At 72.4% G+C, this 23,927-nt stretch carries 21 protein-coding genes and 3 tRNA genes; 20 read left to right on the top strand and 4 right to left on the bottom strand.

Annotation, left to right across the window (positions count from 1 at the left end; all coding sequences use genetic code 11):
* Positions 1-31: 31 nt before the first annotated feature.
* From IE180_RS11035 to IE180_RS11005, 7 genes are all read left to right on the top strand, one after another.
* The gene (locus IE180_RS11035) at positions 32-226 is read left to right on the top strand and encodes a hypothetical protein (RefSeq protein ID WP_190156631.1); all 195 of its coding nucleotides are present in this window, start codon (positions 32-34) and stop codon (positions 224-226) included.
* An 83-nt stretch (positions 227-309) separates the two neighbouring features.
* A complete protein-coding gene (locus IE180_RS11030; protein ID WP_030684916.1) occupies positions 310-471 on the top strand; it encodes a hypothetical protein in 162 nt (53 codons plus the stop codon).
* A 52-nt stretch (positions 472-523) separates the two neighbouring features.
* A complete protein-coding gene (gene nadD / locus IE180_RS11025) occupies positions 524-1,144 on the top strand; it encodes a nicotinate-nucleotide adenylyltransferase (RefSeq protein ID WP_093876137.1) in 621 nt (206 codons plus the stop codon).
* Between the two features lie 19 nt (positions 1,145-1,163).
* Positions 1,164-2,861, top strand: coding sequence for an LCP family protein (locus tag IE180_RS11020; protein ID WP_190156630.1), 1,698 nt, complete (start codon positions 1,164-1,166; stop codon positions 2,859-2,861).
* An 83-nt stretch (positions 2,862-2,944) separates the two neighbouring features.
* Complete coding sequence (rsfS, locus tag IE180_RS11015) at positions 2,945-3,409, top strand: ribosome silencing factor (RefSeq protein ID WP_030684910.1); 465 nt, start codon at positions 2,945-2,947, stop codon at positions 3,407-3,409.
* Positions 3,406-4,059 (top strand): histidine phosphatase family protein, encoded by a 654-nt coding sequence (locus IE180_RS11010; RefSeq protein WP_190156858.1) that lies wholly within the window; start codon positions 3,406-3,408, stop codon positions 4,057-4,059. The genes rsfS and IE180_RS11010 overlap by 4 nt, the downstream gene beginning before the upstream one ends.
* A 103-nt stretch (positions 4,060-4,162) precedes the next feature.
* Positions 4,163-4,235 (top strand) — tRNA-Ala (locus IE180_RS11005).
* Positions 4,236-4,257: 22 nt separating this feature from the next.
* Here IE180_RS11005 and IE180_RS11000 read toward each other — a convergent pair.
* Positions 4,258-5,151, bottom strand: coding sequence for a helix-turn-helix transcriptional regulator (locus tag IE180_RS11000; RefSeq protein WP_190156629.1), 894 nt, complete (start codon positions 5,149-5,151; stop codon positions 4,258-4,260).
* 101 nt (positions 5,152-5,252) lie between these two features.
* Between IE180_RS11000 and IE180_RS10995 the strand changes: the two genes are divergently transcribed.
* Both IE180_RS10995 and IE180_RS10990 read left to right on the top strand, forming a co-directional pair.
* The gene (locus tag IE180_RS10995; RefSeq protein WP_190156628.1) at positions 5,253-6,686 is read left to right on the top strand and encodes an MFS transporter; all 1,434 of its coding nucleotides are present in this window, start codon (positions 5,253-5,255) and stop codon (positions 6,684-6,686) included.
* Positions 6,687-6,823: 137 nt separating this feature from the next.
* Entirely contained in the window at positions 6,824-7,057 is a 234-nt protein-coding gene (locus tag IE180_RS10990; protein ID WP_005317760.1) for a hypothetical protein, read from the top strand.
* On the opposite strand, the gene IE180_RS10985 is transcribed toward IE180_RS10990, so the two are convergent.
* Positions 7,036-8,256, bottom strand: a complete 1,221-nt coding sequence (locus tag IE180_RS10985; protein WP_190156627.1) for a glycosyltransferase 87 family protein — start codon at positions 8,254-8,256, stop codon at positions 7,036-7,038. The two genes, IE180_RS10990 and IE180_RS10985, sit on opposite strands and share 22 nt — an antisense overlap.
* A gap of 122 nt (positions 8,257-8,378) precedes the next feature.
* Between IE180_RS10985 and IE180_RS10980 the strand changes: the two genes are divergently transcribed.
* The 9 genes from IE180_RS10980 (at position 8,379) to IE180_RS10940 (ending at position 19,313) form a co-directional block, all read left to right on the top strand.
* Positions 8,379-8,451: transfer RNA gene (locus IE180_RS10980), tRNA-Ala, on the top strand.
* Positions 8,452-8,522: 71 nt separating this feature from the next.
* Positions 8,523-8,595: transfer RNA gene (locus IE180_RS10975), tRNA-Ala, on the top strand.
* A 291-nt stretch (positions 8,596-8,886) separates the two neighbouring features.
* On the top strand, positions 8,887-11,760 hold the full coding sequence (gene leuS / locus IE180_RS10970) for a leucine--tRNA ligase (protein ID WP_190156626.1): 2,874 nt from the start codon (positions 8,887-8,889) through the stop codon (positions 11,758-11,760).
* A 123-nt stretch (positions 11,761-11,883) separates the two neighbouring features.
* Entirely contained in the window at positions 11,884-12,627 is a 744-nt protein-coding gene (locus tag IE180_RS10965; RefSeq protein ID WP_190156625.1) for a hypothetical protein, read from the top strand.
* A gap of 94 nt (positions 12,628-12,721) precedes the next feature.
* Positions 12,722-13,567 (top strand): DegV family protein, encoded by an 846-nt coding sequence (locus tag IE180_RS10960; RefSeq protein ID WP_190156624.1) that lies wholly within the window; start codon positions 12,722-12,724, stop codon positions 13,565-13,567.
* 154 nt (positions 13,568-13,721) lie between these two features.
* Positions 13,722-14,777, top strand: coding sequence for a ComEA family DNA-binding protein (locus tag IE180_RS10955; RefSeq protein ID WP_190156623.1), 1,056 nt, complete (start codon positions 13,722-13,724; stop codon positions 14,775-14,777).
* Positions 14,774-17,350 carry a ComEC/Rec2 family competence protein gene (locus tag IE180_RS10950; protein ID WP_190156622.1) on the top strand — a complete coding sequence of 859 codons (2,577 nt, stop codon included), beginning with the start codon at positions 14,774-14,776 and terminating at the stop codon, positions 17,348-17,350. The genes IE180_RS10955 and IE180_RS10950 overlap by 4 nt, the downstream gene beginning before the upstream one ends.
* 125 nt (positions 17,351-17,475) lie before the next feature.
* Complete coding sequence (locus IE180_RS10945; protein WP_190156621.1) at positions 17,476-18,330, top strand: arylamine N-acetyltransferase family protein; 855 nt, start codon at positions 17,476-17,478, stop codon at positions 18,328-18,330.
* Positions 18,331-18,428: 98 nt separating this feature from the next.
* Positions 18,429-19,313 carry a YceI family protein gene (locus tag IE180_RS10940; RefSeq protein WP_190156620.1) on the top strand — a complete coding sequence of 295 codons (885 nt, stop codon included), beginning with the start codon at positions 18,429-18,431 and terminating at the stop codon, positions 19,311-19,313.
* Positions 19,314-19,418: 105 nt separating this feature from the next.
* On the opposite strand, the gene IE180_RS10935 is transcribed toward IE180_RS10940, so the two are convergent.
* A complete protein-coding gene (locus tag IE180_RS10935) occupies positions 19,419-19,661 on the bottom strand; it encodes a hypothetical protein (RefSeq protein ID WP_190156619.1) in 243 nt (80 codons plus the stop codon).
* A gap of 62 nt (positions 19,662-19,723) precedes the next feature.
* Here IE180_RS10935 and holA point away from each other — a divergent pair, with 62 nt between their 5' ends.
* Positions 19,724-20,713, top strand: a complete 990-nt coding sequence (holA, locus tag IE180_RS10930; RefSeq protein ID WP_190156618.1) for a DNA polymerase III subunit delta — start codon at positions 19,724-19,726, stop codon at positions 20,711-20,713.
* 847 nt (positions 20,714-21,560) lie between these two features.
* Here the strand turns inward: holA and rpsT are convergent.
* Positions 21,561-21,827, bottom strand: coding sequence for a 30S ribosomal protein S20 (gene rpsT, locus IE180_RS10925; RefSeq protein ID WP_093876150.1), 267 nt, complete (start codon positions 21,825-21,827; stop codon positions 21,561-21,563).
* Positions 21,828-22,012: 185 nt separating this feature from the next.
* Here rpsT and lepA point away from each other — a divergent pair, with 185 nt between their 5' ends.
* A complete protein-coding gene (gene lepA / locus IE180_RS10920; protein ID WP_093876151.1) occupies positions 22,013-23,878 on the top strand; it encodes a translation elongation factor 4 in 1,866 nt (621 codons plus the stop codon).
* Positions 23,879-23,927 lie beyond the last annotated feature (49 nt).

The raw sequence follows: 23,927 nt of genomic DNA, 5'->3' as shown, positions 1-23,927 counted from the left end.
ACACCGAGGACGACCGAAGGGCACGACCGACATGCCGGACACCGCAGACGCCGCAGCCGCCCTGCTCGCGGCCGCCGCCGCACCGCAGGGGCTGGGCGACACGCTCCGGATCGTCCTGCTCGTCTCGCTCGTGGGCGGAGTCCTGCTCGCCTGGTTCCTGCTGCGCGGGTATCGCACCGACGACACCGGCGACGACGACGGCGCGGACCGCGACGCCAACACCTGAGTCGGCGTGAGCGCGCCGCGACCGCCCGCATACGATGTGCGCGAAGTCTCCGCTCCCACCCCCGATCGATAGGTCTGCCGAAGATGAGCCTCCACAGCACCGCCGCCCACCTGGTCACCCTCGCCGAGGGCGCCGAGCACGGCGGCAACCACGAAAGCCTCAGCCCCTACCTCACCGGCTTCGGTGCCTTCGGCACCCTGCTTCTGCTGCTGTGGATCACCACCCGCTTCAACCGCGACCGCTGAACCGGAGACCGCTGATCCGGCGTCCGCCGCCGTGCCAGTAGGCTCTGCACGCATGGGAGAGCAGGAAGTGCCTACTGGCGGGCGCGGCAAGCGCCGACTCGGCGTGATGGGCGGAACCTTCGACCCGATCCACCACGGACACCTGGTGGCGGCCAGCGAGGTCGCCGCCCTGTTCCACCTGGACGAGGTGGTGTTCGTACCGACCGGGGAGCCGTGGCAGAAGAGCCACAAGGCCGTCTCCGCGGCCGAGGACCGCTATCTGATGACGGTCATCGCCACGGCGTCCAACCCGCAGTTCTCCGTGAGCCGGATCGACATCGACCGCGGGGGCGCGACCTACACCATCGACACCCTGCGGGACCTGCGGTCGCTCAACAGCGACTCGGACCTGTTCTTCATCACCGGGGCCGACGCGCTGTCGCAGATCCTCACCTGGCGCGACGCCGAGGAGCTCTTCTCGCTCGCCCACTTCATCGGCGTCACCCGACCGGGCCATGACCTCACCGACGACGGACTGCCCAAGGGCGGGGTCTCGCTCGTCGAGATCCCCGCGCTCGCCATCTCCTCCACCGACTGCCGGGTGAGGGTCGCGCAGGGCGATCCCGTCTGGTACCTGGTGCCGGACGGCGTGGTGCGCTACATCGACAAGCGCCAGCTGTACCGCGGCGAGTGAGCTTCGGGGAGGGGCACCGGTGAACGATCAGCAACACCCGTACGACCCGTACTATCCGCAGCCGCAGATCATCGGCTACGACGAGTACGGGCAGCCGGTGTACCAGCAGCCGCAGACGCATCAGCAGCAGCCCGCCCAGCACTACGACCCGTACGCCGGGCAGCAGCAGTCGCAGCAGGCGTACGGCTACGACCCGTACGCCCAGCAGCAGCCCGCTCAGGAGCCGGGCCCGGCCCCGCAGTACGACCCCTACGGGCAGCAGGGCTACGCCTACCCGTCCTACGACACCGGACAGCAGTGGGCCGCCCAGCCCGAGCCCGCGCAGACTCCCGCCCCCGCGCCCGTCCAGGCGGCCCCCGCGCCCGCCGCCCCCGTCGCGGCCCCGGCCGGAGTACCCGGCCAGCGCCCCGCCTCCGAGCGGTCCGCCCCGCCGCGACGGGACGAGGACGACCGCGCGTACCGCACGGAACAGTTCTCGTTCATCGAGGAGCCCGACGAGGACTCCGAGGACGTCATCGACTGGCTCAAGTTCACCGAGAGCCGCTCGGAGCGGCGGGAGGAAGCCAGACGGCGCGGCCGCAACCGGATCGTCGCGCTCGTCGTCGTCCTCGTGCTCGCCGTCGCGGGCGGCGTCGGCTACCTCTGGTCGGCGGGCCTGTTCCCCGGCTCGTCCGAACCGGGGAGCAAGGGCGGGGACGCCGCGACCGGCCCGCAGCAGCGCGACACGATCGTCGTCCACCTCCACGACCTCAAGCACGGCACCACCTCCACCGCCCTGCTCGTGGACAACACCACCACCCGCCAGGGCACCACGGTCCTCCTCCCCAACTCCGTCGTCGTCGCCGACGCCGAGGGCGCCGGGACCACCCTCGGGAAATCCGTCGAGGACGACGGCTCCAGCGGCACCCGGGAGGCGATCGGCAACCTGCTCGGGACGGAGATCACCGGCACCTGGCGGCTGGACACCCCCTACCTGGAGAACCTCGTCGAGTCCGTCAGCGGCATCGAGATCGACACCGACACGGACGTCCCCGACACCAAGAAGGGCGCCGAACCGCTGGTCCGGAAGGGCGAGAAGCAGACCCTCAACGGCCGCGCCGCCGTCGCCTACGCCACCTACCGCGCGCCCGGCGAGGCCGAGGCCAAGCAGCTCCAGCGCTTCGGCGGGGTCATGTACGGGGTGCTGCGCAAGTTCTCCAGCGACCCCGAGGCGGCCACGGTCACCATCGAGACCCTCCAGCAGATCCTCGACCCCTCGCTCCCGGAGAAGGACCTCGCCGCCTCCCTCGCCAGACTCGCCGAGCACGCCAAGATCGGCGACTACAAGACGGCCCTGCTCCCGGTGGGACAGGACGGCGCGCTGACCGAGGGCGCGAGCGACAGCGTGGTGAAGGACATCCTGGGCGGCAAGGTCACCGCCCCCGAGGCGGGCGAGGTCCCCCGGGTCTCGGTGCGGGACGGCTCCGGCAAGAAGGCGGCCGAGGCGGCCCGGATCGTCCTGATCAACGGCGGCTTCACCTTCGTGGGCGGCGCCGACGCGGAGACCCGGGAGGAATCGCAGGTCCTCTACGGCGACGACGCCCAGAAGGCGACGGCCGTCGAGGTGGCCAAGACGCTGGGGCTGCCCGCCTCCTCCGTCGGGAAGGGCAAGCCCTCGGGAACGATCGCGGTCACCGTGGTCCTGGGCCGGGACTACAAGGTTCCGGGGCCCCGGTAAGGGCGCCCCGGAAAACACCGACGGGGTCGTCGGCGGTCCGTGAGACCCTGGAGGGGTACTGGACCGCCGACGAAAGCCTGCTTGTGACCGCTACGGACCGTTCCATCGAGCTCGTCAAGACCGCCGCCCAGGCGGCCGCCGACCGGCTCGCGCACGACATCATCGCGTACGACGTCAGCGACGTGCTGTCGATCACCGACGCCTTCCTGCTCGCCTCCGCGCCCAACGACCGCCAGGTCAAGTCGATCGTCGACGAGATCGAGGAGCGGCTGCTCAAGGAGCTCGGCGCCAAGCCGGTCCGCCGTGAGGGCGACCGCGACGCGCGCTGGATCCTCCTGGACTACGTCGACATCGTCGTCCACGTGCAGCACAGCGAGGAGCGGGTCTTCTACGCCCTGGAGCGGCTGTGGAAGGACTGCCCCGAGCTCGACCTGCCCGAGGACGCCGTGAACACCCGCGGCAAGGCCGCCGAGCACGCCGCCCTGACCGGCGCCGACATCGAGGCCGGCTCCGGCCTTCCCGAGGGACCGGACGGTGAGCTGAGCTGAGCGCCACCAAGGGCGGCAGCGGCCGCCGCATCGTCCTCTGGCGCCACGGCCAGACCTCCTGGAACCTGGAGCGCCGCTTCCAGGGCTCGACCGACATCGAGCTGACGGAGACCGGCGTCGCCCAGGCACGCCGGGCCGCACGGCTGCTCGCCGCGCTCAAGCCGGACGCCATCGTGGCCTCCGACCTGAAGCGGGCGGCGGCCACCGCCGCGGAGCTCGCGTCGATCACCGGCCACACCGTCGCCCACGACTCCGCCCTGCGCGAGACGTACGCGGGGGAGTGGCAGGGACTGACCCACGACGAGATCGTCGCGCGGTACGGCGAGCAGTACGCCGCCTGGAAGCGCGGGGAGCCCGTGCGCCGGGGCGGCGGCGAGCTCGAGACCGAGGTGGCCGACCGGGCCGCCCCGGTGGTCCTGGAGCACGCGGACAAGCTCCCCGAGGACGGCACGCTCGTCGTGGTCAGCCACGGCGGCACCATCCGCACCACCATCGGCCGGCTCCTGGGCCTGGAGGCCGGCCACTGGGAGAGCCTGGGCGGGCTCTCCAACTGCTGCTGGTCGGTCCTCGGCGAGGGCGCGCGCGGCTGGCGCCTGATGGAGCACAACGCCGGCACGCTGCCCGAGCCGGTCCTCGGCGACGACGACTGAGCCCATGACCGGCCTGCCGGACCCGGATTTCACTTTCCGGCAGGTCACAGGCTAGAGTTCTTCTTGTTCGGAGCGCGCGGCGCGAAGAACACGAAGAACACAAGGGGCTATAGCTCAGTTGGTAGAGCGCCTGCATGGCATGCAGGAGGTCAGGAGTTCAATTCTCCTTAGCTCCACAGTCACCGGATCCCGTCCCCGTCAGGGGGCGGGATCCGTCGTTCTGCCACCTTTCGCCCCACGCAGGATCTCGATCCCCCGACGGCTCTCCTCGTCGCTCGGCGTGTACGTCACGATCCGGCACTCCGGCATCCCGTTGACCGAGAGGGAGACCGAGGTCAGCCGGATCTCGCCCGTCAGATCGTGCCGGAAGACCTTCACCCGCGTCCCGGGCGGGACCACGTCACCGCTGCGCCAGAGCCGGGCGAACTCGGGGCTGGCCTCCGTGAGGCGCCGTACGAACTCCTCCCAGGCGGGCTCGCCCACGTGGCGGCCGTACGCGCCCCGCAGCTGGGCCACCATCAGCGGCAGCTCCCGCTGCCGGTCGACCATCGGGCACTTGGGCCCCGGCACGGTGAAGAGCGCCCAGAGCACGTTGCGTATGCCGAACGGGCCGGTGTCCAGGCCTGGTCCGTCCTGCATCAGGAGCCGCTCGTACAAGAAGTTGGTCGCCAGCACGTCGTACCGCGCGTTGTAGAGCACCGCCGGGAGCGGGTCCAGGGCGTCGAGGATCCCCTGGATCTCCGGGCTCACCTCCGGGATGTCGGGGACCGGCCGGTCCGGGGCGTACGGCACTTCGGCGAGGTGGTAGAGATGCTCGCGCTCCGGCCGGTCGAGCCGGAGGGTGCGGGCCACCGCGTCGAGGACCTGCGCGGAGGCGTTGATCGGCCGGCCCTGCTCCAGCCAGGTGTACCAGGTGACGCCGACGCCGGAGAGCTGGGCGACCTCCTCGCGGCGCAGCCCCGGGGTGCGCCGGCGGAGCCCCGGCGGCATGCCCACGTCCTCCGGGGTCACCCTGGCCCGGCGGCTGCGCAGGAACGCGGCCAGTTCCGGTCGCCGTCGGCGCTGTGTCGGTAGCGCTGCCACGATCGTCACACCCCCATGGTCGAGTCCCCGTGCCGCCGCTGCCAGGTGGTGTCGGTACCAGCATCGGCGGGCTCTCGTCACCCGTATCCGATCACGGCCACGCTCTTCGCATGACCTCGACCGCGATACGTCCCGCACCCAGTAAAGACCGTGCCACCGACAACCGCCCCGGCCTGCTGCTCGGAGCGGTGCTCGCCGCCCAGTTCATGGCGCTCCTCGACGTCTTCATCGTCAACGTCGCCGCCCCCACCATCCGGACCGAGCTCTCCGCGTCCGGAGGGGCGCTCCAGCTCGTCATCGCCGGATACACCGTCACCTACGCGGTGTTGCTGATCACCGGGGCCCGCCTCGGAGACCTGATCGGCCACCGGCGGGCGTACCTCGGCGGCCTCGCCCTGTTCACCGCCGCCTCGCTCGCCTGCGGACTCGCCGCGGACACCGGACAGTTGATCGCCTTCCGGCTGGCGCAGGGCGCGGGATCGGCCCTGATGATCCCTCAGGTGCTGAGCCTCATCCAGCGCACCTTCACGGGCGAGCGCCGGGTCCGGGCCCTCAGCGCCTACTCCGCGGTCCTGGCCACCGGCGCGGCCGCCGGTCAGGTCGCCGGCGGCGTCCTGGTCAGCGCCGACCTCTTCGGCACCGGTTGGCGGCCGGTCTTCCTGGTCAACGTCCCCCTCGGGATCGCCCTGCTCGTCCTCGGCGCCCGGGTGCTGCCCCGCGACGCCCGCGCCGGGTCCACGCGTGCGCGTGCCCTCGATCTGCCGGGTCTGCTCCTGCTCGCCGCCGCCGTGTCCCTGCTGACCGTCCCCCTGGTCCTCGGCCAGGAGCAGGACTGGCCGCTGTGGTCCCGGCTCTCCCTCGGCGGTTCGCTGCTGCTCGCCGTCGTCTTCGGCGCCTACGAGTCCCGGCTCGCCCGGCGCGGCGGCACACCGCTGATCGCCCCGCGCGTGCTGCGCGCCCCCGGGATGGGGCGGGCCGTCCTCCGGATCTCCGTGGCCATGGGCGTCAACGCCGGCTTCCTCTTCACCCTGACCCTGCACCTGCAGGGCGGCCTCGGCCACAGCGCCCTGCGCGCCGGGCTCACCTTCGGACCCGCCGCCGTCGTCTTCGGTGCCGTCGGCCTGACCTGGCGGCGCTGGCCCGCCCGGCTGCACCGCGGGCTGGTGCCGGCGGGCTTCCTGCTCGCGGCCGCGGCGCTCCTCGCCGTCGGAGGGCTGCTCGCGGGCGGCGGCACCGGCGGCTGGGGGCTCTACCCGGTCCTGGGCGCGCTCGGCGCGGGGATCTCGCTGGCCTTCGGTCCTGCCCTGACCGGGGCGCTGGCCACCGTACGTCCCGAGGACGCGGCCGACGCCAGCGGACTGCTCGCCACCGTCACCCAGCTCGGTCAGCTCGTGGGCGTCGCCACGTTCGGCACCCTCTTCCTCGGCCGGTACGCGGACACCGGAGCTCAGGACTCCGCCGACGCGCTGTGGGCGACCGCCCTCGCCCTGGCCGCCACCTCCGTCGTGGGTGCCGTCGCGGGGCTGCCGCGACGATCACGCTGACCCTCTTGCGGGGCCATGGCAGAATCGGACGGCCGGAGGGGGACGAGGATCCGGACGGGAGGGTGACCCAAGTGCTCGGCGACAACGGCAGGGTGTCCTATGGGTGCACGACCTGCGGCCACAGCTGGAGCTGATTGATGGGTGCACACAGGCGGAAGTGCGACTGGTGCGGCAGCGGCACGCCCATCGTGCGCGACATGGACCCCGTCAATCCCGAATTCCAGTACTGGTGCGAGGAGTGCGCGCGGGCGCTGATCATAAAAGGCGACCCCATCGAGACCTACCGCGAGCTGGAGGGGGAGCCGATCTACGGCCGGCTCCTCGACGAGCACTGCACCCTCAAGCGCTTCTACTCCTTCGCGACGGCCTGACGCCGCAGCGTCAGCGCGTATCCCACGAGCAGCGCCGTCGTCGTCAGCGGATAGACCGCCGACAGCAGCATCTGTCCGGCGTTCTGGTCCAGTTCGGGTCGGCCCGGGTCGTGCGGGACCCACCACAGCGCGAACGAGGCGAAGGCCAGTGCCACCGCCCCCGTCACCGGCCACGCGCGCGTGGCGCGGTCCGCGAGCAGGATCAGCAGGGGCACGCACCAGACCCAGTGGTGGGACCACGAGATCGGGCTGATCATCAGCGCCGTGAACGCGCAGACGACCACGGCCACCGCCTTGTCGCCGCGCACCGCCGCCCGTACCGCGAGCACCATCGCCGCGCCGCCCAGGACGGCCGCCGTCACCGCCCACCACATGCCCGGGTCGTCCGTGTGCATCAGCCGGGCCAGGACCCCGCGGATCGACTGGTTGGCGGTCTCCTCGGCGAAGCCGACCCGGCCGGTCTCGAACAGGGTCTCGGTCCAGAACCGCTTCGAGTCCGCGGGCAGGGCGAGCGCCACGGCCAGCGTCGTCCCGAGGAACACCCCGGTCGCCGTCAGCGCCGTGCGCAGCCATTGGTTCACGTCCCGGTCCCGGCGCCACAGCAGCAGGCCGGCGGCGAGCAGGAGGACCACGAAGAGCCCCGGGGTGAGCTTCACCGCCGTCGCCAGGCCGATGCCCAGGCCGGCCCGGCGGCTGCCCTCGCGGCGGGTGAGGTCCCACAGCACCGCCACCGCTATGAGCAGGTTGATCTGGCCGTACCGCAGGGTCGTCCACACCGGCTCGCACCAGACCACGACGGCGGCGACCCACAGCGTCGTGCGCCACAGGTCCGCACGCGACAGCGAGGGGCGGACCAGCTGGAGCGACAGCTGCACCAGGGCGACCACCAGGAGCAGGTTCCCCGCCGTGGTGAGCGTCCGCATCAGCGGGACGCCCACCAGGGTGAGCGGGACGAACAGAAGCGCCGCGAAGGGCGGGTAGGTCATGCCGAGGTTCGCCGAGGTGGCGCGCATCGCGTACAGGTCGCCGCCGGCCCGGACCGTCTCCCCCTCGGCCCGGTAGACCATCACGTCGAGCATGTTCACGTGGGCGAGGCGTTGCGCCACCCAGAAGGCCGCGAACGAGAGCAGACAGACCGCCGCGGCGGTGGCCAGGGGCCACGGCCGGGCGCGGGTTCGGGAGAGCGCGGAGACGGACACAGTCGGCGACCCTACCCGGGCCCCCCGAGGGGCCGGAGAAACGGATTTGGCGATCTGCCGGGCGGGCCGTTAGTGTTCTGTCCGTCGCCGCGAGGAACATGGAAGCGGGGACGACGGAACAAGGGGCTATAGCTCAGTTGGTAGAGCGCCTGCATGGCATGCAGGAGGTCAGGAGTTCAATTCTCCTTAGCTCCACAGAACGGAAGCTGGCCATCCGGATCGGATGGCCAGTACCGGTTCTGCGGTAATCTGAAATTCCCGCACGCGGGGCTATAGCTCAGTTGGTAGAGCGCCTGCATGGCATGCAGGAGGTCAGGAGTTCAATTCTCCTTAGCTCCACAGATGAGAAAGCGGGCCACCCGGATCGGGTGGCCCGCTTCTTCGTGTACGGCTCCTCCGCCGCCCTCCGCCGCCGCTCCGTGGAACGTCGGTGCGGCCCGCTCGGGCCCTGCGGTACCCTGGCGCCATGCGTGCCGTACGCCTCCTGCTTACCGAGCCGCGCTGACCAGTCCCGACGGGTGGAAGACACCCCGTCGGAGTCGGCGCGGCATCCCCTCCTGTGCGAGGGGATTTTTCATTTCGGGCAGTTCGTGGCAGTGGGCAGAGACGATCGATGGAGCATCAAGGACCATGACCGAGATCACGACGGCCGCCGAGACGGCGGCCCCTCATCGCTACACGGCGGCCATGGCCGCCGACATCGAGGCACGCTGGCAGGACTTCTGGGACGCTGAGGGAACCTACGAGGCGCCGAACCCCACCGGTGACCTGGCGGGCGACCCCGCCGTCGCCGCCCTGCCCAAGAAGTTCATCATGGACATGTTCCCGTACCCCTCGGGTGCGGGACTGCACGTCGGCCACCCGCTGGGCTACATCGCCACGGACGTCTTCGCCCGCCACGCGCGCATGACCGGCCACAACGTGCTGCACACCCTGGGCTTCGACGCCTTCGGCCTGCCGGCCGAGCAGTACGCCGTGCAGACGGGCACGCACCCGCGTGTGTCCACCGAGGCCAACATGGAGAACATGAAGGTCCAGCTGCGCCGGCTGGGCCTAGGCCACGACAAGCGCCGGTCGTTCGCCACGATCGACCCGGAGTACTACAAGTGGACCCAGTGGATCTTCCTGCAGATCTTCAACTCCTGGTACGACGACGAGGCCGAGAAGGCCCGGCCGATCGCCGAACTGATCGAGCAGTTCGAGAACGGCACGCGTGAGGTCCCCGGCACGCGCGCGTGGAGCGAGCTGAGCGCCGCCGAGCGCTCCGACGTCCTGGGCGAGTACCGCCTGGCGTACGCCTCCGACGCCCCGGTCAACTGGTGCCCCGGCCTGGGCACCGTCCTGGCCAACGAGGAGGTCACCGCCGACGGCCGTTCCGAGCGCGGCAACTTCCCCGTCTTCAAGGCCAAGCTGCGCCAGTGGAACATGCGGATCACCGCCTACGCGGACCGCCTGCTGGACGACCTGGACGCGCTGGACTGGCCCGAGGCCATCAAGCTCCAGCAGCGGAACTGGATCGGCCGCTCCGAAGGCGCCCGCGTCGACTTCCAGGTCGGCGACGCCGGAGCCATCACCGTCTTCACCACCCGCCAGGACACCCTGTTCGGCGCCACCTACATGGTCCTGGCGCCCGAGCACGACCTGGTCGAGAAGATCGTCCCGGCCGCCTGGCCCGAAGGCACCCACGAGGTGTGGACCGGCGGTCACGCCACCCCCTCCGAGGCCGTCGACGCCTACCGCAAGCAGGCCGCCTCGAAGTCCGACGTCGAGCGCCAGGCCGAGGCCAAGGACAAGACCGGCGTCTTCACCGGCGCGTACGCGACCAACCCGGTCAGCGGTCAGCAGGTGCCGGTCTTCATCGCCGACTACGTCCTGATGGGCTACGGCACCGGCGCGATCATGGCCGTCCCGGCGCACGACAGCCGTGACTTCGCCTTCGCGCGCGCCTTCGAGCTGCCGATGCGCTGCGTCGTGGAGCCGAGCGACGACCGCGGCACCGACCCGTCGACCTGGGAGGACGCCTTCTCCTCGTACGAGGCGAAGCTGGTCGACTCGGCCAACGACGAGATCTCCCTGGACGGCCTGGGCGTCGTCGACGCCAAGGCGAAGATCACCGCCTGGCTGGCCGACCGCGGCATCGGCGAGGGCACCGTCAACTTCCGTCTGCGCGACTGGCTGTTCAGCCGCCAGCGGTACTGGGGCGAGCCCTTCCCGATCGTCTACGACGAGGACGGCGTCGCCCACTCGCTGCCCGAGTCGATGCTGCCCCTGGAGCTGCCGGAGGTCGAGGACTACTCGCCGCGCACCTTCGACCCCGACGACGCGGACACCCAGCCGGAGACCCCGCTGTCCCGCAACGAGGACTGGGTCAACGTCACCCTGGACCTGGGCGACGGCCGCGGCCCGCGCCGCTACCGGCGCGAGACCAACACCATGCCCAACTGGGCCGGCTCCTGCTGGTACGAGCTGCGCTACCTGGACCCGCACAACTCCGAGAAGCTGGTCGACCCCGCCGTCGAGCAGTACTGGATGGGCCCGCGCGAGGGCATGCCGACCGGCGGCGTCGACCTGTACGTCGGCGGTGCCGAGCACGCCGTGCTGCACCTGCTGTACGCGCGCTTCTGGTCCAAGATCCTGTTCGACCTGGGGCACATCTCCTCGGCCGAGCCGTTCCACAAGCTCTACAACCAGGGCATGATCCAGGCCTTCGTGTACCGGGACGCGCGCGGGATCGCCGTGCCGGCGGCCGAGGTCGAGGAGCGGGACGGCGCGTTCCACTACCAGGGCGAGAAGGTCAGCCGCGTCCTGGGCAAGATGGGCAAGTCCCTGAAGAACGCGGTCACGCCGGACGAGATCTGCTCCGAGTACGGCGCCGACACCCTGCGCCTGTACGAGATGGCCATGGGCCCGCTGGACGTGTCGCGTCCCTGGGACACGCGCGCGGTGGTCGGCCAGTACCGGCTGCTGCAGCGCCTGTGGCGCAACGTCGTCGACGAGGCGACCGGCGAGGTCACGGTCGTCGACACCGCGCCCGACGAGGACACGCTGCGCGCCCTGCACAAGGCGATCGACGGCGTCTCGCAGGACATGGCCGCGATGCGCTTCAACACCGCCATCGCCAAGATCACCGAGCTGAACAACCACCTGACCAAGTCCGGTGGCGCGGTCTCCCGGTCGGTCGCCGAGCGGCTGGTCCTGCTGGTCGCCCCGCTGGCCCCGCACATCGCCGAGGAGCTGTGGCGCAAGCTGGGCCACACCGACTCGGTCGTCCACCAGGACTTCCCGGTCGCCGACCCGGCGTACGTCGTGGACGAGACCGTCACCTGCGTCGTGCAGATCAAGGGCAAGGTCAAGGCGCGCCTGGAGGTCTCCCCGTCGATCACGGACGCGGAGCTGGAGGCGCTGGCCCTGGCCGACCCGCACGTGGTCGCGGCGCTGGGCGGCGCCCAGATCCGCAAGGTGATCGTGCGCGCGCCGAAGCTGGTCAACATCGTCGCCGGTTAGCGGCACATAGGGGTTTCCCCTACGGGCAGGTTGGGGGTTCCGATGGAACCCCCAACCTGCCCGTTCCGTTTAACGTGGAGGAACCACAGCCGTGGGGAATCGACGGACGCCGGAGGGGCGCACATGGAAGCCACGATTATCACGATCATGGCGCTGCTCTTCTTGTCCTTCGTGGCGCTCGGGGTGTACGTCACCGTGAAGGTCGCGAAGGCCGCCAAGCGCGGGGTCGACCGCACCATCGACCAGGCCCGGCGCACGGTCGAGGACACCACACTCCGCGCCAAGAGCTTCGGACAGGCCGGGGCCGCGAGCGAGCTCGCCCGGCTCCGGCTCTCGCTGCGCACCTCGATGCGCGCCACCCAGGAGGCGCTGCAGGACGGGGTCGGCGAGGACGCCTCGCTGAAGGAGTCGCTCGAACTGTTCCACCGCCTCAGCGCCCATGGACTCGAGCTGGACGCGGACCTGAAGCGACTGGAGCGGGAGCCCGACCGGGCGTGGGTGGCCGGCCAGCTGCCCGAACTCGCCGCCCGGACCGAGCGGATCACGGGCTCGGCCGACGCGCTGCGCCGCGCCGCCCGGGAGCGGGCCCTGAAGTTCGCCGAGGACGACCTGTCGTCGCTCAGCGCCCAGATCGACGTCGAGGCGGGCGCCCTGCGCCACTGGACGAGCCCGGACGCCGTGCCGGGGACGTCGGCCGGTGCCGGGGCGGCGGACGCGGCGACGACCGGCGGGTGGGGGCAGTCCGCCCGTCCCGCCCGCGAGACGGGCCCGACGGCCGACGGAGAGCCGTCCGCGATCACGGCGCCCGATCCCCGCCGGGCTGCCCACCCCTGGGAGAAGTCGGCCCGCCCGGAGACCACCACCTGACGACACGGCCCGGGGCGGTGCCGTGCCGGACGCGGGCGGTCAGGGAGGGGGGCCGGGCTGCCGTGGGGGAGCCTCGGCGGGTAACCTCCCGCTCATGTCCCGGCATGTCGCGATCGTCACCGATTCCACGGCCTACCTGCCACGCCAGACGAGGGAGCGGCACGCCATCACCACGGTCCCGCTGACCGTCGTCATCGGCGACCGCGCCCTTGAGGAGGGCACCGAGATCTCGGCGAAGGCACTGGCCGAGGCCTTGCAGAAGCGCAGGTCCGTCACCACCTCGCGGCCGAGCCCCGAGGTCTTCGCGAAGGCCTACCGGGAGGCCGCCGAGGCGGGTGCGAAGGGCATCGTCTCGCTCCATCTGTCCGCCGAGGTCTCCGGGACCTACGACGCCGCCGTGCTCGCGGCCAAGAACGCCCCCGTTCCCGTACGCGTGTTGGACACCCGCATGGTCGGCATGGCGCTGGGCTTCTGCGCCCTCGCGGCGGCGCAGGTCGTGGAGGCCGGCGGTTCCCTCGACGAGGCGGTCGCGGCGGCCGAGAAGCGCGCCGCGGGAACGTCCGCCTACTTCTACGTCGACACCCTGGACTACCTGCGCAGGGGCGGCCGCATCGGCACCGCGCAGGCCCTGCTGGGCTCGGCGCTCGCGGTGAAGCCGCTCCTCGAACTCGACGGCGGGCGGATCGAACTGCGGGAGAAGGTGCGGACGGCGTCGAAGGCCATCGCGCGCCTGGAGGAGATCGCCGTGGAGCAGGCCGGCTCCGGTGCCGTCGACATCGCCGTGCACCACCTCTCCGCACCGGAGCGCGCCGCCGCGCTCGCGGACCGGCTCGAGGAGCGCCTGCCGGGGATCGAGGAACTCCAGGTCAGCGAGGTGGGAGCGGTCATCGGAGCCCACACGGGCCCCGGTCTCCTCGCGGTCGTCGTCTCGCCGCGCTGAGGCCGCCCGGCTCGACGCGTCGCCATCGGCCGCCCCGACGGTCGGGTTCCGTTCGTCCCTCGCGGGGGTGACGGAGTTTTCCACAGCGAAGTACCTGTCCACGGAAGACGGCCGATCTCCGCACGGGCCGGTCGTGATCCCTACCGTCACGGACATGACTCTTCGTACACACATCGCATCGACCGCTTCCAGGACCTCGGGCTCGGCGGGCGCCCCGACGAGCGGGCCCGGACGGGCGCCCGGTTCGGACGGGCGCAGTCGCCCCGGAGGGCGGGGTTCGCCTGCCGGGCGGGCCCGGAGGCGCGCCCGGGCCGGGCAGGCCGCCGCAGCGCCCGGGGGAGCCGTGCGGCGGCGGGCGGACGCCCTGTTCCCGACGGTGACACCGCCGGCGCCGGAAGCGTGGGAGGTGCCGGAAGCGCCGCCAGCGCCGGAGGCTCCGGAGCGCGGTTCCCCGCCGGGAGTGCGGGAGCGGGTGGTCGCGCTGCTCCGTGACCGGACCCCGGTGTGGGTGCAGACCAGGTGCGGGCTCGAACCGAGGGCGCTGGCCGCGCTGACGGTGGTGTTGCTCGTGGCCGCCGGTCTCGCGGGCGGGTACTTCTGGACCGGGCGGCCGGAGCCGGTACGCGCTCCCGCACTCGTCCACGCCGCCGCTCCCGCGGCCGCCGTGCCCGTGCCGAGGAGCGGCCCGGGGGCGGCGGCGGGGGCGGGGCCGGGAGCGGCGCGGGAGGCCGGGGCCGGGGCCGCCGGAGCGCGGGTCGTCGTCGACATCGGCGGCAAGGTGCGCAGGCCCGGGGTGCTGACCCTGCCGGCCGGCTCGCGGGTGGCGGACGCCCTGCGGGCGGCGGGCGGGGCGGAGCCCGACGCGGATCTCACCGGGGTCAACCGGGCTCGCGTCCTGTTCGACGGCGAGCAGATCCTGGTCGGTCTGCCGGGGACGCCGGCGGCCGGCTCCGGTCCGGCCGGCCCCGGCCGGGGCGGCCCCGGACCGGGCGGTGGTGCCGGGGGCGGTGCGCCGGGGGCGCCGTTGAGCCTCAACACGGCCACGGCGGAACAACTCGACGGCCTCCCGGGCGTGGGACCCGTGCTCGCCCGGCACATCGTCGACCACCGGACGGAGCACGGCGGCTTCCGCTCGGTCGCGGAGCTGCGGGAGGTCAACGGCATCGGGGAGCGCCGTTTCGCCGACCTCGAGCCGCTGGTGCGGCCATGAAGCCGGACCAGGGGATCGACGGGGAGCGTGGCGCGGGGCGGTCGTCGTGCCGGGAGGGACCGACCGATCTCCGCCTCGTTCCCCTCGCGGCGGCCGCCTGGGCGGCGGCGGCCTGGGCCGTGGGCGCCACCGGTCGGTGGACCGCGGCCGGTGTCACCGTCTGCCTGGCGGGAGCCCTGACCCTGCTGGTGCGGGGGCAGGTCCGGCGGCGGCGCGGGGACCCGGGCGGTGTTCGTGAGGCCGCCGCACGGGGGACCACGGCGGGGAGGCGATTACGGGCGACCGCATGGGCCGGGGTGCTGCTCTGCGCGGCGGCCGGAGCGGCCTCGGCAGGGCTGCACGCGGCGGATCTGCGGCGGGGCCCCGTGCCGGAGCTGGCGCGGGAGCACGCGCGGGCGCGGCTGGAGGTGACGGTGACCTCCGACCCACGGCTCACCCGGCCCAAGGTCCGGGGCAACGCGATGGCGCCGGTCTCGATCCTCCTGGACGGCGAGGTGACCCGGGTCGATCGGTCGGACGGCTCGGTCCACCGGACCCGGACGCCGGTCCTGCTGGTCGTGCCCTCGGGGAAGGGGCGGGAGGGATGGCTGCGCCTCCTTCCCACCACCCGGCTGCGGGTCGGTGCCCGGCTCGCGCCGCCGCTGCGACCTGGTGAGCCCTTCGCCGCCGTGCTCAAGGTCGACGGGGCCGGCCCTCCACGGATCGTCGGCCCGCCGAACGCCCTGCAGCGGACGGCGGGAAGCCTGCGCGCCGGACTGCGGGAGGCGACGGAGAAGCTCGCCCCGGACGCCAGGGCCCTGCTGCCCGGGCTCGTCGTGGGGGACACCTCCAGGATCGGCCCCGAGCTGCGGGACGCGTTCGAGGCGACCGACCTCACCCACCTCCTGGCGGTCTCCGGCAGCAACCTCACGGTGGTGTTGCTCCTGCTCATCGGGCGGCCCGGGCGGGCACAACAGGTGGAGCGGGGCGGGCTCGCGCCGCGGATCGGACTGTCGCTGCGGGTCACGGCGCTGGCCGGGGGAGGGCTGACGCTCGCGTTCGTGGTGGTCTGCCGACCGGAACCGAGCGTGCTGCGCGCCGCGGCCTGCGGGCTGGTCGCGCTGCTCGCGATCGGTACCGGACGGCGGAGATCGCTGATCCCCGCGCTGGCCGCCGCCGTCCTCGTCCTGGTGCTCTACGACCCCTGGCTCGCCCGGAGCTACGGCTTCCTGCTCTCGGTCCTGGCGACCGGGGCGCTGCTGACGATCGCCCCGCGCTGGAGCGAGGCGCTGCGCCGGCGCGGGGTGCCCGGGCGGGCGGCGGAGGCGCTGGGCGCGGCCCTGGCGGCACAGGCGGTGTGCGCGCCGGTCGTGGCGGTGTTCGCCGCCCGGGTGAGTCCGGTCGCCGTCCCGGCGAACCTCTTCGCCGAGCTGGCGGTGGCGCCGGCGACGGTGTGCGGGTTCGCCACGCTCGCCCTGGCGACGGTCTGGATGCCTGCGGCGGAGGGGCTGGCGTGGGTGGCGGGATGGCCGGCCGGGTGGCTGGCGCGGGTGGCCCGTACGGGCGCCGCACTGCCGGGGGCCGAGCTGTCCTGGCCCGGCGGGTGGTGGGGCGGCCTCGCGCTGGCGCTGCTCACGGCGCTGGTGGTGCTCGGGGTGCGGAGACTGCCGTACCGGGGTGTGGTCGGCGCGCTCGTCGCCGGGCTGCTCCTGCTCGTGGTGGTGCGGCCGGCGCCGCTGGCCCGGTGGGTCACGGGATGGCCGCCGCCGGGCTGGGCGTTCGCCATGTGCCAGGTGGGGCAGGGGGACGCGACGGTGCTCGCGGCGGGCGGGGACTCCGCCGTCGTGGTGGACGCGGGCCCCGACCCCCTGCCGGTCGACCGCTGTCTGCGTGAACTCGGGGTGCGGAGGGTGCCGTTGGTGGTGCTCACCCACTTCCATGCCGACCACGTGGCCGGGCTTCCCGGCGTGCTGCGGGGGAGGGCGGTGGGCGCGATCCAGACCACGGGGCTCGAAGAGCCGCCCGGTCAGGCGGCGTTCGTGCGGCGGACCGCTGCCGCGGCAGGGGTGCCGATGATCCGTGCGGAGCCGGGCGAGCGGCGGAGGGTCGGTGCCCTGGAGTGGCGGGTGCTCTGGCCGTGGACCGGTGCCGGAGGGGGCGGTGCCTTCGGGTCGTCCGTCGAGGGGCCCAACGACGCCAGTGTCACGCTGCTCGTCCGTACCGCCGCAGGACTGAGCCTGCTGCTGCTCGGGGATCTCGAACCGCCGGCCCAGCGGGCGCTGATGGGGTTGCATCCGGGGCTGGGGCCGGTGGACGTGCTCAAGGTCGCCCATCACGGTTCCGCGCACCAGGACCCGGGCCTGATGCGGGCGGTGAGGCCGAGGCTCGCGCTCGTGTCGGCGGGACGCGACAATCCGTACGGCCATCCTTCGCCCCGGACGCTGGAGGCGCTGGGGGCGGGCGGTGCCCGGGTGCTGCGGACCGACCGGGACGGGGCCGTCGCGGTGGTGGGGGCGGGAGGAGACCTGGTGGCCGTGCCGGGAGGAGGCCCCTCACCGCCACCCGGGCTGCCGGGCCGACCCGCGAGTCCGTGACCGGCTGCTGCCCTCGCCGCTGCCGCGGATGCGGTAACCGTCCGCGAAGGAAGGGGAATCGGTGACTGCCGGACGGAGGAGCGGATCATCGAGCGGAGTGATCATCGAGCGGGCAGACTGCCGGTGTGACGACATCCGAACCTCCCACGAGCGAACCCGTCGGGGCTGAGCCTTTCGCCGCCGACGCGACCACCGTCGAGGCCTATCTGCGTCGTATCGGCGCGCGGCGGCCGGAGCGTGCGGACGCCGCCGCTCTGCGCGAGCTGCACCTGCTCCATCTGCGGGCCGTGCCCTTCGAGAACCTCTCGATCCATCTCGGCGAGCCCGTCGTCCTGGAGGAGAAGGCGTTGCTCGACAAGGTGGTCGGCGCCCGCAGGGGAGGGTTCTGCTACGAGGTCAACACGGCGTTCGCCGTCCTGCTGAGAGGACTCGGGTACGAAGTCGCGCTGCTCCAGGGGCGGGTCATCGGGCCGCACGGGAAGCCGGGCATTCCGTACGACCACATGGCGCTGCTCGTGGAGACGGCGGAGGGGGAGCGGTGGCTGGCGGACGTCGGGTTCGGCGACCACAGCCACTTTCCGCTGGCCTTCGACGCGCGTGACGACCAGGAGGATCCGGGCGGGGTCTTCCGGATCGCGGAGACCGCGGACGGGGATCTCGACGTGTCGCGGGACGGCAAGCCGCAGTACCGGCTGGAGCCGCGGCCGCGGGAGCTCGCCGACTTCGCTGCAGGCGCCTGGTACCACCAGACCTCGCCCGACTCGCACTTTCCGCGGTCCCTCATCTGCTCCCGGCTCACCGAGGAGGGCCGGATCACCCTCAGCGCCCCGAAGTTGATCATCCGGGTTCACGGCGAGCGTGAGGAGCGGGTCCTCGACGGTGACGACGAGGTGAGGAAGGCGTACCGGGAGCTCTTCGGCATCGAACTCGACGTGCTGCCGGCCGTACGAAGCGGAATCCTCAATTCGGACCCTGAGTAACACTTGCCTGCACTCGCCCCGTTTGCCTCGAACGCCTCAATGGTGATCGAATGCGACTTCGTTGCATAGTGAATGAGTCGCACGGGGGTGCGTGAAGAATGTTCGATCGTCTCTTCGGGAAGCGGGCGGCGGGGGCCTCGCGCGGCGGCCCGCTCGCCGGTCTCTCCGTCCCCTCCTCGGCGGGCGTGCTCAGCTGCCGGGTGCTCGACCCCGTGCACGAACCCGTCCGGCAGGCCGAGTTCGTCGTCAGCGACACGGCGGGCCGCAAGGTCCTGGCCGGCGAGACCGACCCGTACGGCACGGTCCTCGCGACCGTACCGGCGGGCGAGTACCGGGTCGCCGTCACCTCCGAGGGCTACACCCCCTACCACGGCGGCGCCGTCGTCGCCGAGGGCCGGCACCAGGGCCTCGGCGACGTCCTGCTCCAGGTCGCGCCCCAGCCCCAGCTCCCGGAGCCCGGAGACTGGGAGATCGACCCCGCGCACTCGCAGATCGGCTTCACGGCGCGCCACATCGGCCTCGCCCGGATCCACGGCCGGTTCAACGGCTTCGCGGGCGCGGTCCGGATCGCCGAACGCATGGAGCGCTCCGCGATGCACGTCGTCATCGACGCGGCCTCCATCGACACCGGCGTGCGGATGCGCGACGACCACCTGCGCTCCGGCGACTTCCTCGACGTCGGCGCCTACCCGACGGTGGAGTTCTTCAGCGAGCGCTTCGTCCACCGGGGCGGCAGCCGCTGGGCCGTCACCGGGGCCCTCACCCTCCACGGAGTGAGCCGTACGGTCACCCTGGACACCCAGTACCTGGGCCTCGGGAACGGCCTGGAGGGCGAGACCCGGGGCGCCTGCCGGGCCACCACCGAACTGCACCGGGAGGACTTCACCCTCACCTGGCAGACGCTGCTCGCGCGGGGCATCGCGGCCGTAGGGTCCAGCATCAGCATCGAGCTCGACGTCCAGATCGTCCCCAAGAAGGGCTGACGGGCTGACGGGCTGACGGGCGGATCCGGGGCCGGGCGGTGGCGGGTTCGGCGGACCGGCGCCCTGGCGGAGGCGCGGGACCGGGGCCCGGGCGGCCCCGCGACCCTACGGGGCTTCCAGCCAGCCCTCGTACTCGGCGGCCAGGGCGTCCAGCGCCGTCGGGTCGAGGCGGGCGTCCGGATCCTCGACGACCACCAGCCACTGCGCGTCCTCGGCGTCGTCCTCCCCGGCCAGGGCGTCCCGTACGAGCTGCGGTTCCTCGGCCACCCCGAAACGGTCGGGGAGCTCCCCGGCGACCTCCTCGGCGGCGTCGCGGTCGGGCAGTACCAGTACGTGTCGTTCGCTCACCCCGCCATTCTCGTCCCCTTCCCGGGCGTCGGTGTCAGTGGCCCGTGGGATGCTGGTTCGCGATGGCCACCAGAAAGACTTCCCCCGACGACCTCCTCGGCCCCGTGACGCTCGCCGTGGGACAGGAGGACCTGCTCCTCGACCGCGCCGTCCAGGAGGTGGTGGCGGCCGCGCGGGCCGCCGACGCCGACACGGACGTGCGCGACCTCACCCCCGACCAGCTCCAGCCCGGGGCGCTGGTCGAGCTCACCAGCCCCTCGCTCTTCGCCGAGCGCAAGGTGCTGATCGTGCGGAACGCGCAGGACCTCTCCGCCGAGGTGATCAAGGACGTCAAGGCGTACCTGGGCGACCCCGTCGAGGACATCTCGCTCGTCCTGCTCCACGCCGGTGGCGCCAAGGGCAAGGGGCTGCTCGACGCGGTGCGCAAGGCGGGGGCCCGGGAGGTCGCCTGCCCGAGGACGACGAAGCCGGCGGAACGGCTGACGTTCGTGCGGCAGGAGTTCCGGGCGCTGGGTCGTTCGGCCACGCCCGAAGCCTGCCAGGCGCTCGTGGACTCGATCGGCAGCGATCTGCGGGAGCTCGCGTCCGCGGTCGCGCAGCTCACGTCCGACGTGGACGGGACGATCGACGAGGCCGTCGTCGGGCGGTACTACACGGGCCGCGCCGAGGCCTCCTCCTTCAACGTCGCGGACCGTGCCGTCGAGGGGCGGGCGGCCGAGGCACTGGAGGCCCTGCGCTGGTCCCTCTCGACCGGGGTCGCTCCCGTGCTCCTCACCAGCGCGCTGGCCCAGGGGGTACGGGCGATCGGCAAGCTCTCCTCGGCGCGGGGCGGCCGGCCGGCCGACCTGGCGCGGGAGCTGGGCATGCCGCCCTGGAAGATCGACCGCGTGCGGCAGCAGATGCGCGGCTGGACCCCGGACGGGGTGTCGCTGGCCCTGCGGGCGATCGCGGAGGCGGACGCGGGGGTGAAGGGCGGGGGCGACGACCCGGAGTACGCCCTGGAGAAGGCGGTGGTCGCGGTGGCGCGGGCGGCGAGGATGCGGCGGGGCTGAGGCCCGGCGGCCGGGGCCTCAGCGGCCGGCGGTGCGGGGTGGGCCGGGGTGGCCTTGTGGTGCGGGGCGGTTCGTGGCTGGGGTTCGATCGGGTCCCCCACCCCACCCCTCCCCGAAACCCTGCCGGGGCCGGCGGGGGTCGAGGTTCTTGCCCGGGGGCTCCGTCCCCGGCCCCGCCGGGCCCCATGGCCGGGCGGCAGCTTCGCGCCGCGACCTCCGGCCCCCGGCCCGTGCCGTTCGGCTGTTCCGGGCTCGCGCCTCCGGCTCCGGCTCAGGCCCCCGGCTCGTGCCGTTCGGCTGTTCCAGGGCCGGGCTCGTTCCGCTGGGTCCGGTCCCCGGCTCGCGCCGTCCGGCCGTTCCGTCCCCGGCTCATGCCCCCGCCTCCGGCCCCCCGGCTCGCGCCGTCCGGCCGTTCCGTCTCCGGCTCATGCCCCCGCCTCCGGCCCCCGGCTCATGCCGTTCGACTGTTCCGTGCCTCTGTGGCACGCGCTGCCCGCAGCCCCGGGGCAGCTTCGTGGTGCCGAGTGCCGAGTGCCGAGTGCCAGGTGTCGTGGTTGGCCGTGCCGTGGCGTGGCCGTGGGTCAGGCGGCCCTTCTCCCCACCAGGTCCCTGTCCCGGCCTGGTCCCCGGTCCCGTCTCGGACGCGTCCTGGTCCCCGCATCCCGACCCGCCCCGGGGTACGCCGAAGGCCCCGGCGCTCCTGGGGAAGGAGGCGGCGGGGCCTTCGGCGTTGGTGCTGGTGGGCTCGCACACGCGTGGCGAACGCGTCCGCGTGCGAGTCCTGGGTGGCCGGGCGGGAGCGTGGTAGAGGGCCCGCTGGTTCCCGTACGGCCGATCACATCAGAGCTCAGCCCTGGAGGGAGGCAACCTTGATCGCCAGCGCCGACTTCTTGTTGGCGGCGGCGTTCTTGTGGATGACACCCTTCGAGACAGCCTTGTCGAGCTGACGCGAGGCGGCGCGAGTGGCAACGGTGGCCTTCTCGAGGTCGCCGGCGGCGACAGCCTCACGGGCCTTGCGGATCGCGGTCTTGAGCGAGGACTTGACGGCCTTGTTGCGCAGGCGCGCCTTCTCGTTCGTCTTGTTCCGCTTGATCTGGGACTTGATGTTCGCCACGAAAAGAGCCTTTACAGGTTCGGTGTTCCTTCTGGACGCGTCTCACAGCTGAGAGGGCATGCGAGACACAGCTGTCCACGATATCAGCCGCCCTCGGGGCCGCCCAAACCGGGCGCCGGGCGCCGGGCATGGGACCATGGTGTCTACGTATCCGTTCTGAACATCGCCCGAGACGAGATCCCTGCGTGCCCGCGACTCCTACCCACGTGCCCGAGCCGAGCCGTACCGACCCGGCTCTGATCCGCAACTTCTGCATCATCGCGCACATCGACCACGGCAAGTCCACGCTTGCCGACCGGATGCTCCAGCTGACCGGTGTGGTCGACCAGCGGCAGATGCGTGCCCAATATCTCGACCGCATGGACATCGAGCGGGAGCGCGGCATCACGATCAAGTCCCAGGCGGTCCGGCTGCCGTGGGCGCCGACCGAGGGGCCGGCTCAGGGCAGTACGCACATCCTGAACATGATCGACACCCCCGGACACGTCGACTTCACCTACGAGGTCTCGCGCTCGCTCGCCGCCTGCGAGGGCACGATCCTCCTCGTGGACGCCGCGCAGGGCATCGAGGCGCAGACCCTCGCGAACCTGTACCTCGCGATGGAGAACGACCTCACGATCGTTCCCGTCCTCAACAAGATCGACCTGCCGGCCGCCCAGCCGGAGAAGTTCTCCGAGGAGCTCGCCAACCTCATCGGGTGCCAGCCGGAGGACGTCCTCAAGGTCTCCGCGAAGACCGGCATGGGCGTCGAGGCGCTGCTCGACCGGGTGGTCCGGGACGTTCCGGCGCCGGTCGGCGTCGCCGACGCGCCCGCCCGCGCGATGATCTTCGACTCCGTGTACGACTCGTACCGGGGCGTCGTGACCTATGTGCGTGTCGTCGACGGGCAGCTCAACAAGCGCGAGCGCATCCGGATGATGTCGACCGGCGCCACCCACGAGCTGCTGGAGATCGGTGTCTCGTCGCCCGAGATGACCTCCTCCGACGGTCTCGGCGTCGGCGAGGTGGGCTACATCATCACCGGTGTGAAGGACGTCCGGCAGTCCAAGGTCGGTGACACGATCACCTCCCTGAACCAGGGCGCCACCGAGCCGCTCGGCGGCTACAAGGACCCGAAGCCGATGGTCTTCTCGGGCCTCTACCCGCTGGACGGCTCGGAGTACCCGGACCTCCGCGAGGCCCTCGACAAGCTGCAGCTCAACGACGCCGCGCTGGTCTACGAGCCGGAGACCTCCGCCGCGCTCGGCTTCGGCTTCCGCGTCGGCTTCCTCGGCCTCCTCCACCTCGACGTGATCCGCGAGCGTCTGGAGCGCGAGTTCGGGCTCGACCTGATCGCCACCGCCCCCAACGTGGTCTACCGCGTGGTCATGGAGGACGGCAGCGAGCACACGGTCACGAACCCGAGCGAGTTCCCCGAGGGCAAGATCAGCGACGTGTTCGAGCCCGTCGTGCGCGCCACGATCCTCGCCCCGAGCGAGTTCATCGGCGCGATCATGGAGCTCTGCCAGACCCGTCGCGGCACGCTCATCGGCATGGACTACCTCTCCGAGGACCGGGTCGAGATCCGCTACACCCTGCCCCTCGCCGAGATCGTCTTCGACTTCTTCGACCAGCTGAAGTCCAAGACGCGCGGTTACGCCTCCCTCGACTACGAGCCCACCGGAGAGCAGGCCTCCAGCCTGGTCAAGGTCGACATCCTGCTGCACGGCGACAAGGTGGACGCCTTCTCGGCCGTCACCCACAAGGACGCCGCGTACGCCTACGGTGTCCGGCTCGTCGCCAAGCTGCGCGAGCTCATCCCGCGGCAGGCCTTCGAGGTGCCCATCCAGGCCGCCATCGGCTCCCGGGTCATCGCCCGTGAGACCATCCGCGCCATCCGGAAGGACGTCCTCGCCAAGTGCTACGGCGGTGACATCTCCCGTAAGCGGAAGCTGCTGGAGAAGCAGAAGGAAGGCAAGAAGCGCATGAAGATGGTCGGCTCGGTGGAGGTGCCGCAGGAGGCCTTCATCGCCGTCCTGTCCAGCGACGAGTCCTCCGGCAAGAAGAAGTAGCCCGGGGCGCTCGAAGTAGCTGCCCTGTGCAACCAACGGGTCCACGTGC

Source organism: Streptomyces litmocidini (genome assembly GCF_014649755.1).
GTDB lineage: Bacteria > Actinomycetota > Actinomycetes > Streptomycetales > Streptomycetaceae > Streptomyces > Streptomyces litmocidini.
This window is presented reverse-complemented; position numbering and strand designations above follow the sequence as displayed.

What these genes read in the sequence shown, in the direction of transcription:
- IE180_RS10995 (WP_190156628.1), top strand. Translation starts at nt 5,253, where the DNA reads ATGACCTCGACCGCGATACGTCCCGCACCCAGTAAAGACCGTGCCACC.
- holA (WP_190156618.1), top strand. Translation starts at nt 19,724, where the DNA reads ATGGCCACCAGAAAGACTTCCCCCGACGACCTCCTCGGCCCCGTGACG.
- IE180_RS10955 (WP_190156623.1), top strand. Translation starts at nt 13,722, where the DNA reads ATGACTCTTCGTACACACATCGCATCGACCGCTTCCAGGACCTCGGGC.
- IE180_RS10950 (WP_190156622.1), top strand. Translation starts at nt 14,774, where the DNA reads ATGAAGCCGGACCAGGGGATCGACGGGGAGCGTGGCGCGGGGCGGTCG.
- IE180_RS10960 (WP_190156624.1), top strand. Translation starts at nt 12,722, where the DNA reads ATGTCCCGGCATGTCGCGATCGTCACCGATTCCACGGCCTACCTGCCA.
- nadD (WP_093876137.1), top strand. Translation starts at nt 524, where the DNA reads ATGGGAGAGCAGGAAGTGCCTACTGGCGGGCGCGGCAAGCGCCGACTC.
- leuS (WP_190156626.1), top strand. Translation starts at nt 8,887, where the DNA reads ATGACCGAGATCACGACGGCCGCCGAGACGGCGGCCCCTCATCGCTAC.
- IE180_RS10965 (WP_190156625.1), top strand. Translation starts at nt 11,884, where the DNA reads ATGGAAGCCACGATTATCACGATCATGGCGCTGCTCTTCTTGTCCTTC.
- IE180_RS10940 (WP_190156620.1), top strand. Translation starts at nt 18,429, where the DNA reads ATGTTCGATCGTCTCTTCGGGAAGCGGGCGGCGGGGGCCTCGCGCGGC.
- IE180_RS11030 (WP_030684916.1), top strand. Translation starts at nt 310, where the DNA reads ATGAGCCTCCACAGCACCGCCGCCCACCTGGTCACCCTCGCCGAGGGC.
- IE180_RS11035 (WP_190156631.1), top strand. Translation starts at nt 32, where the DNA reads ATGCCGGACACCGCAGACGCCGCAGCCGCCCTGCTCGCGGCCGCCGCC.
- IE180_RS10990 (WP_005317760.1), top strand. Translation starts at nt 6,824, where the DNA reads ATGGGTGCACACAGGCGGAAGTGCGACTGGTGCGGCAGCGGCACGCCC.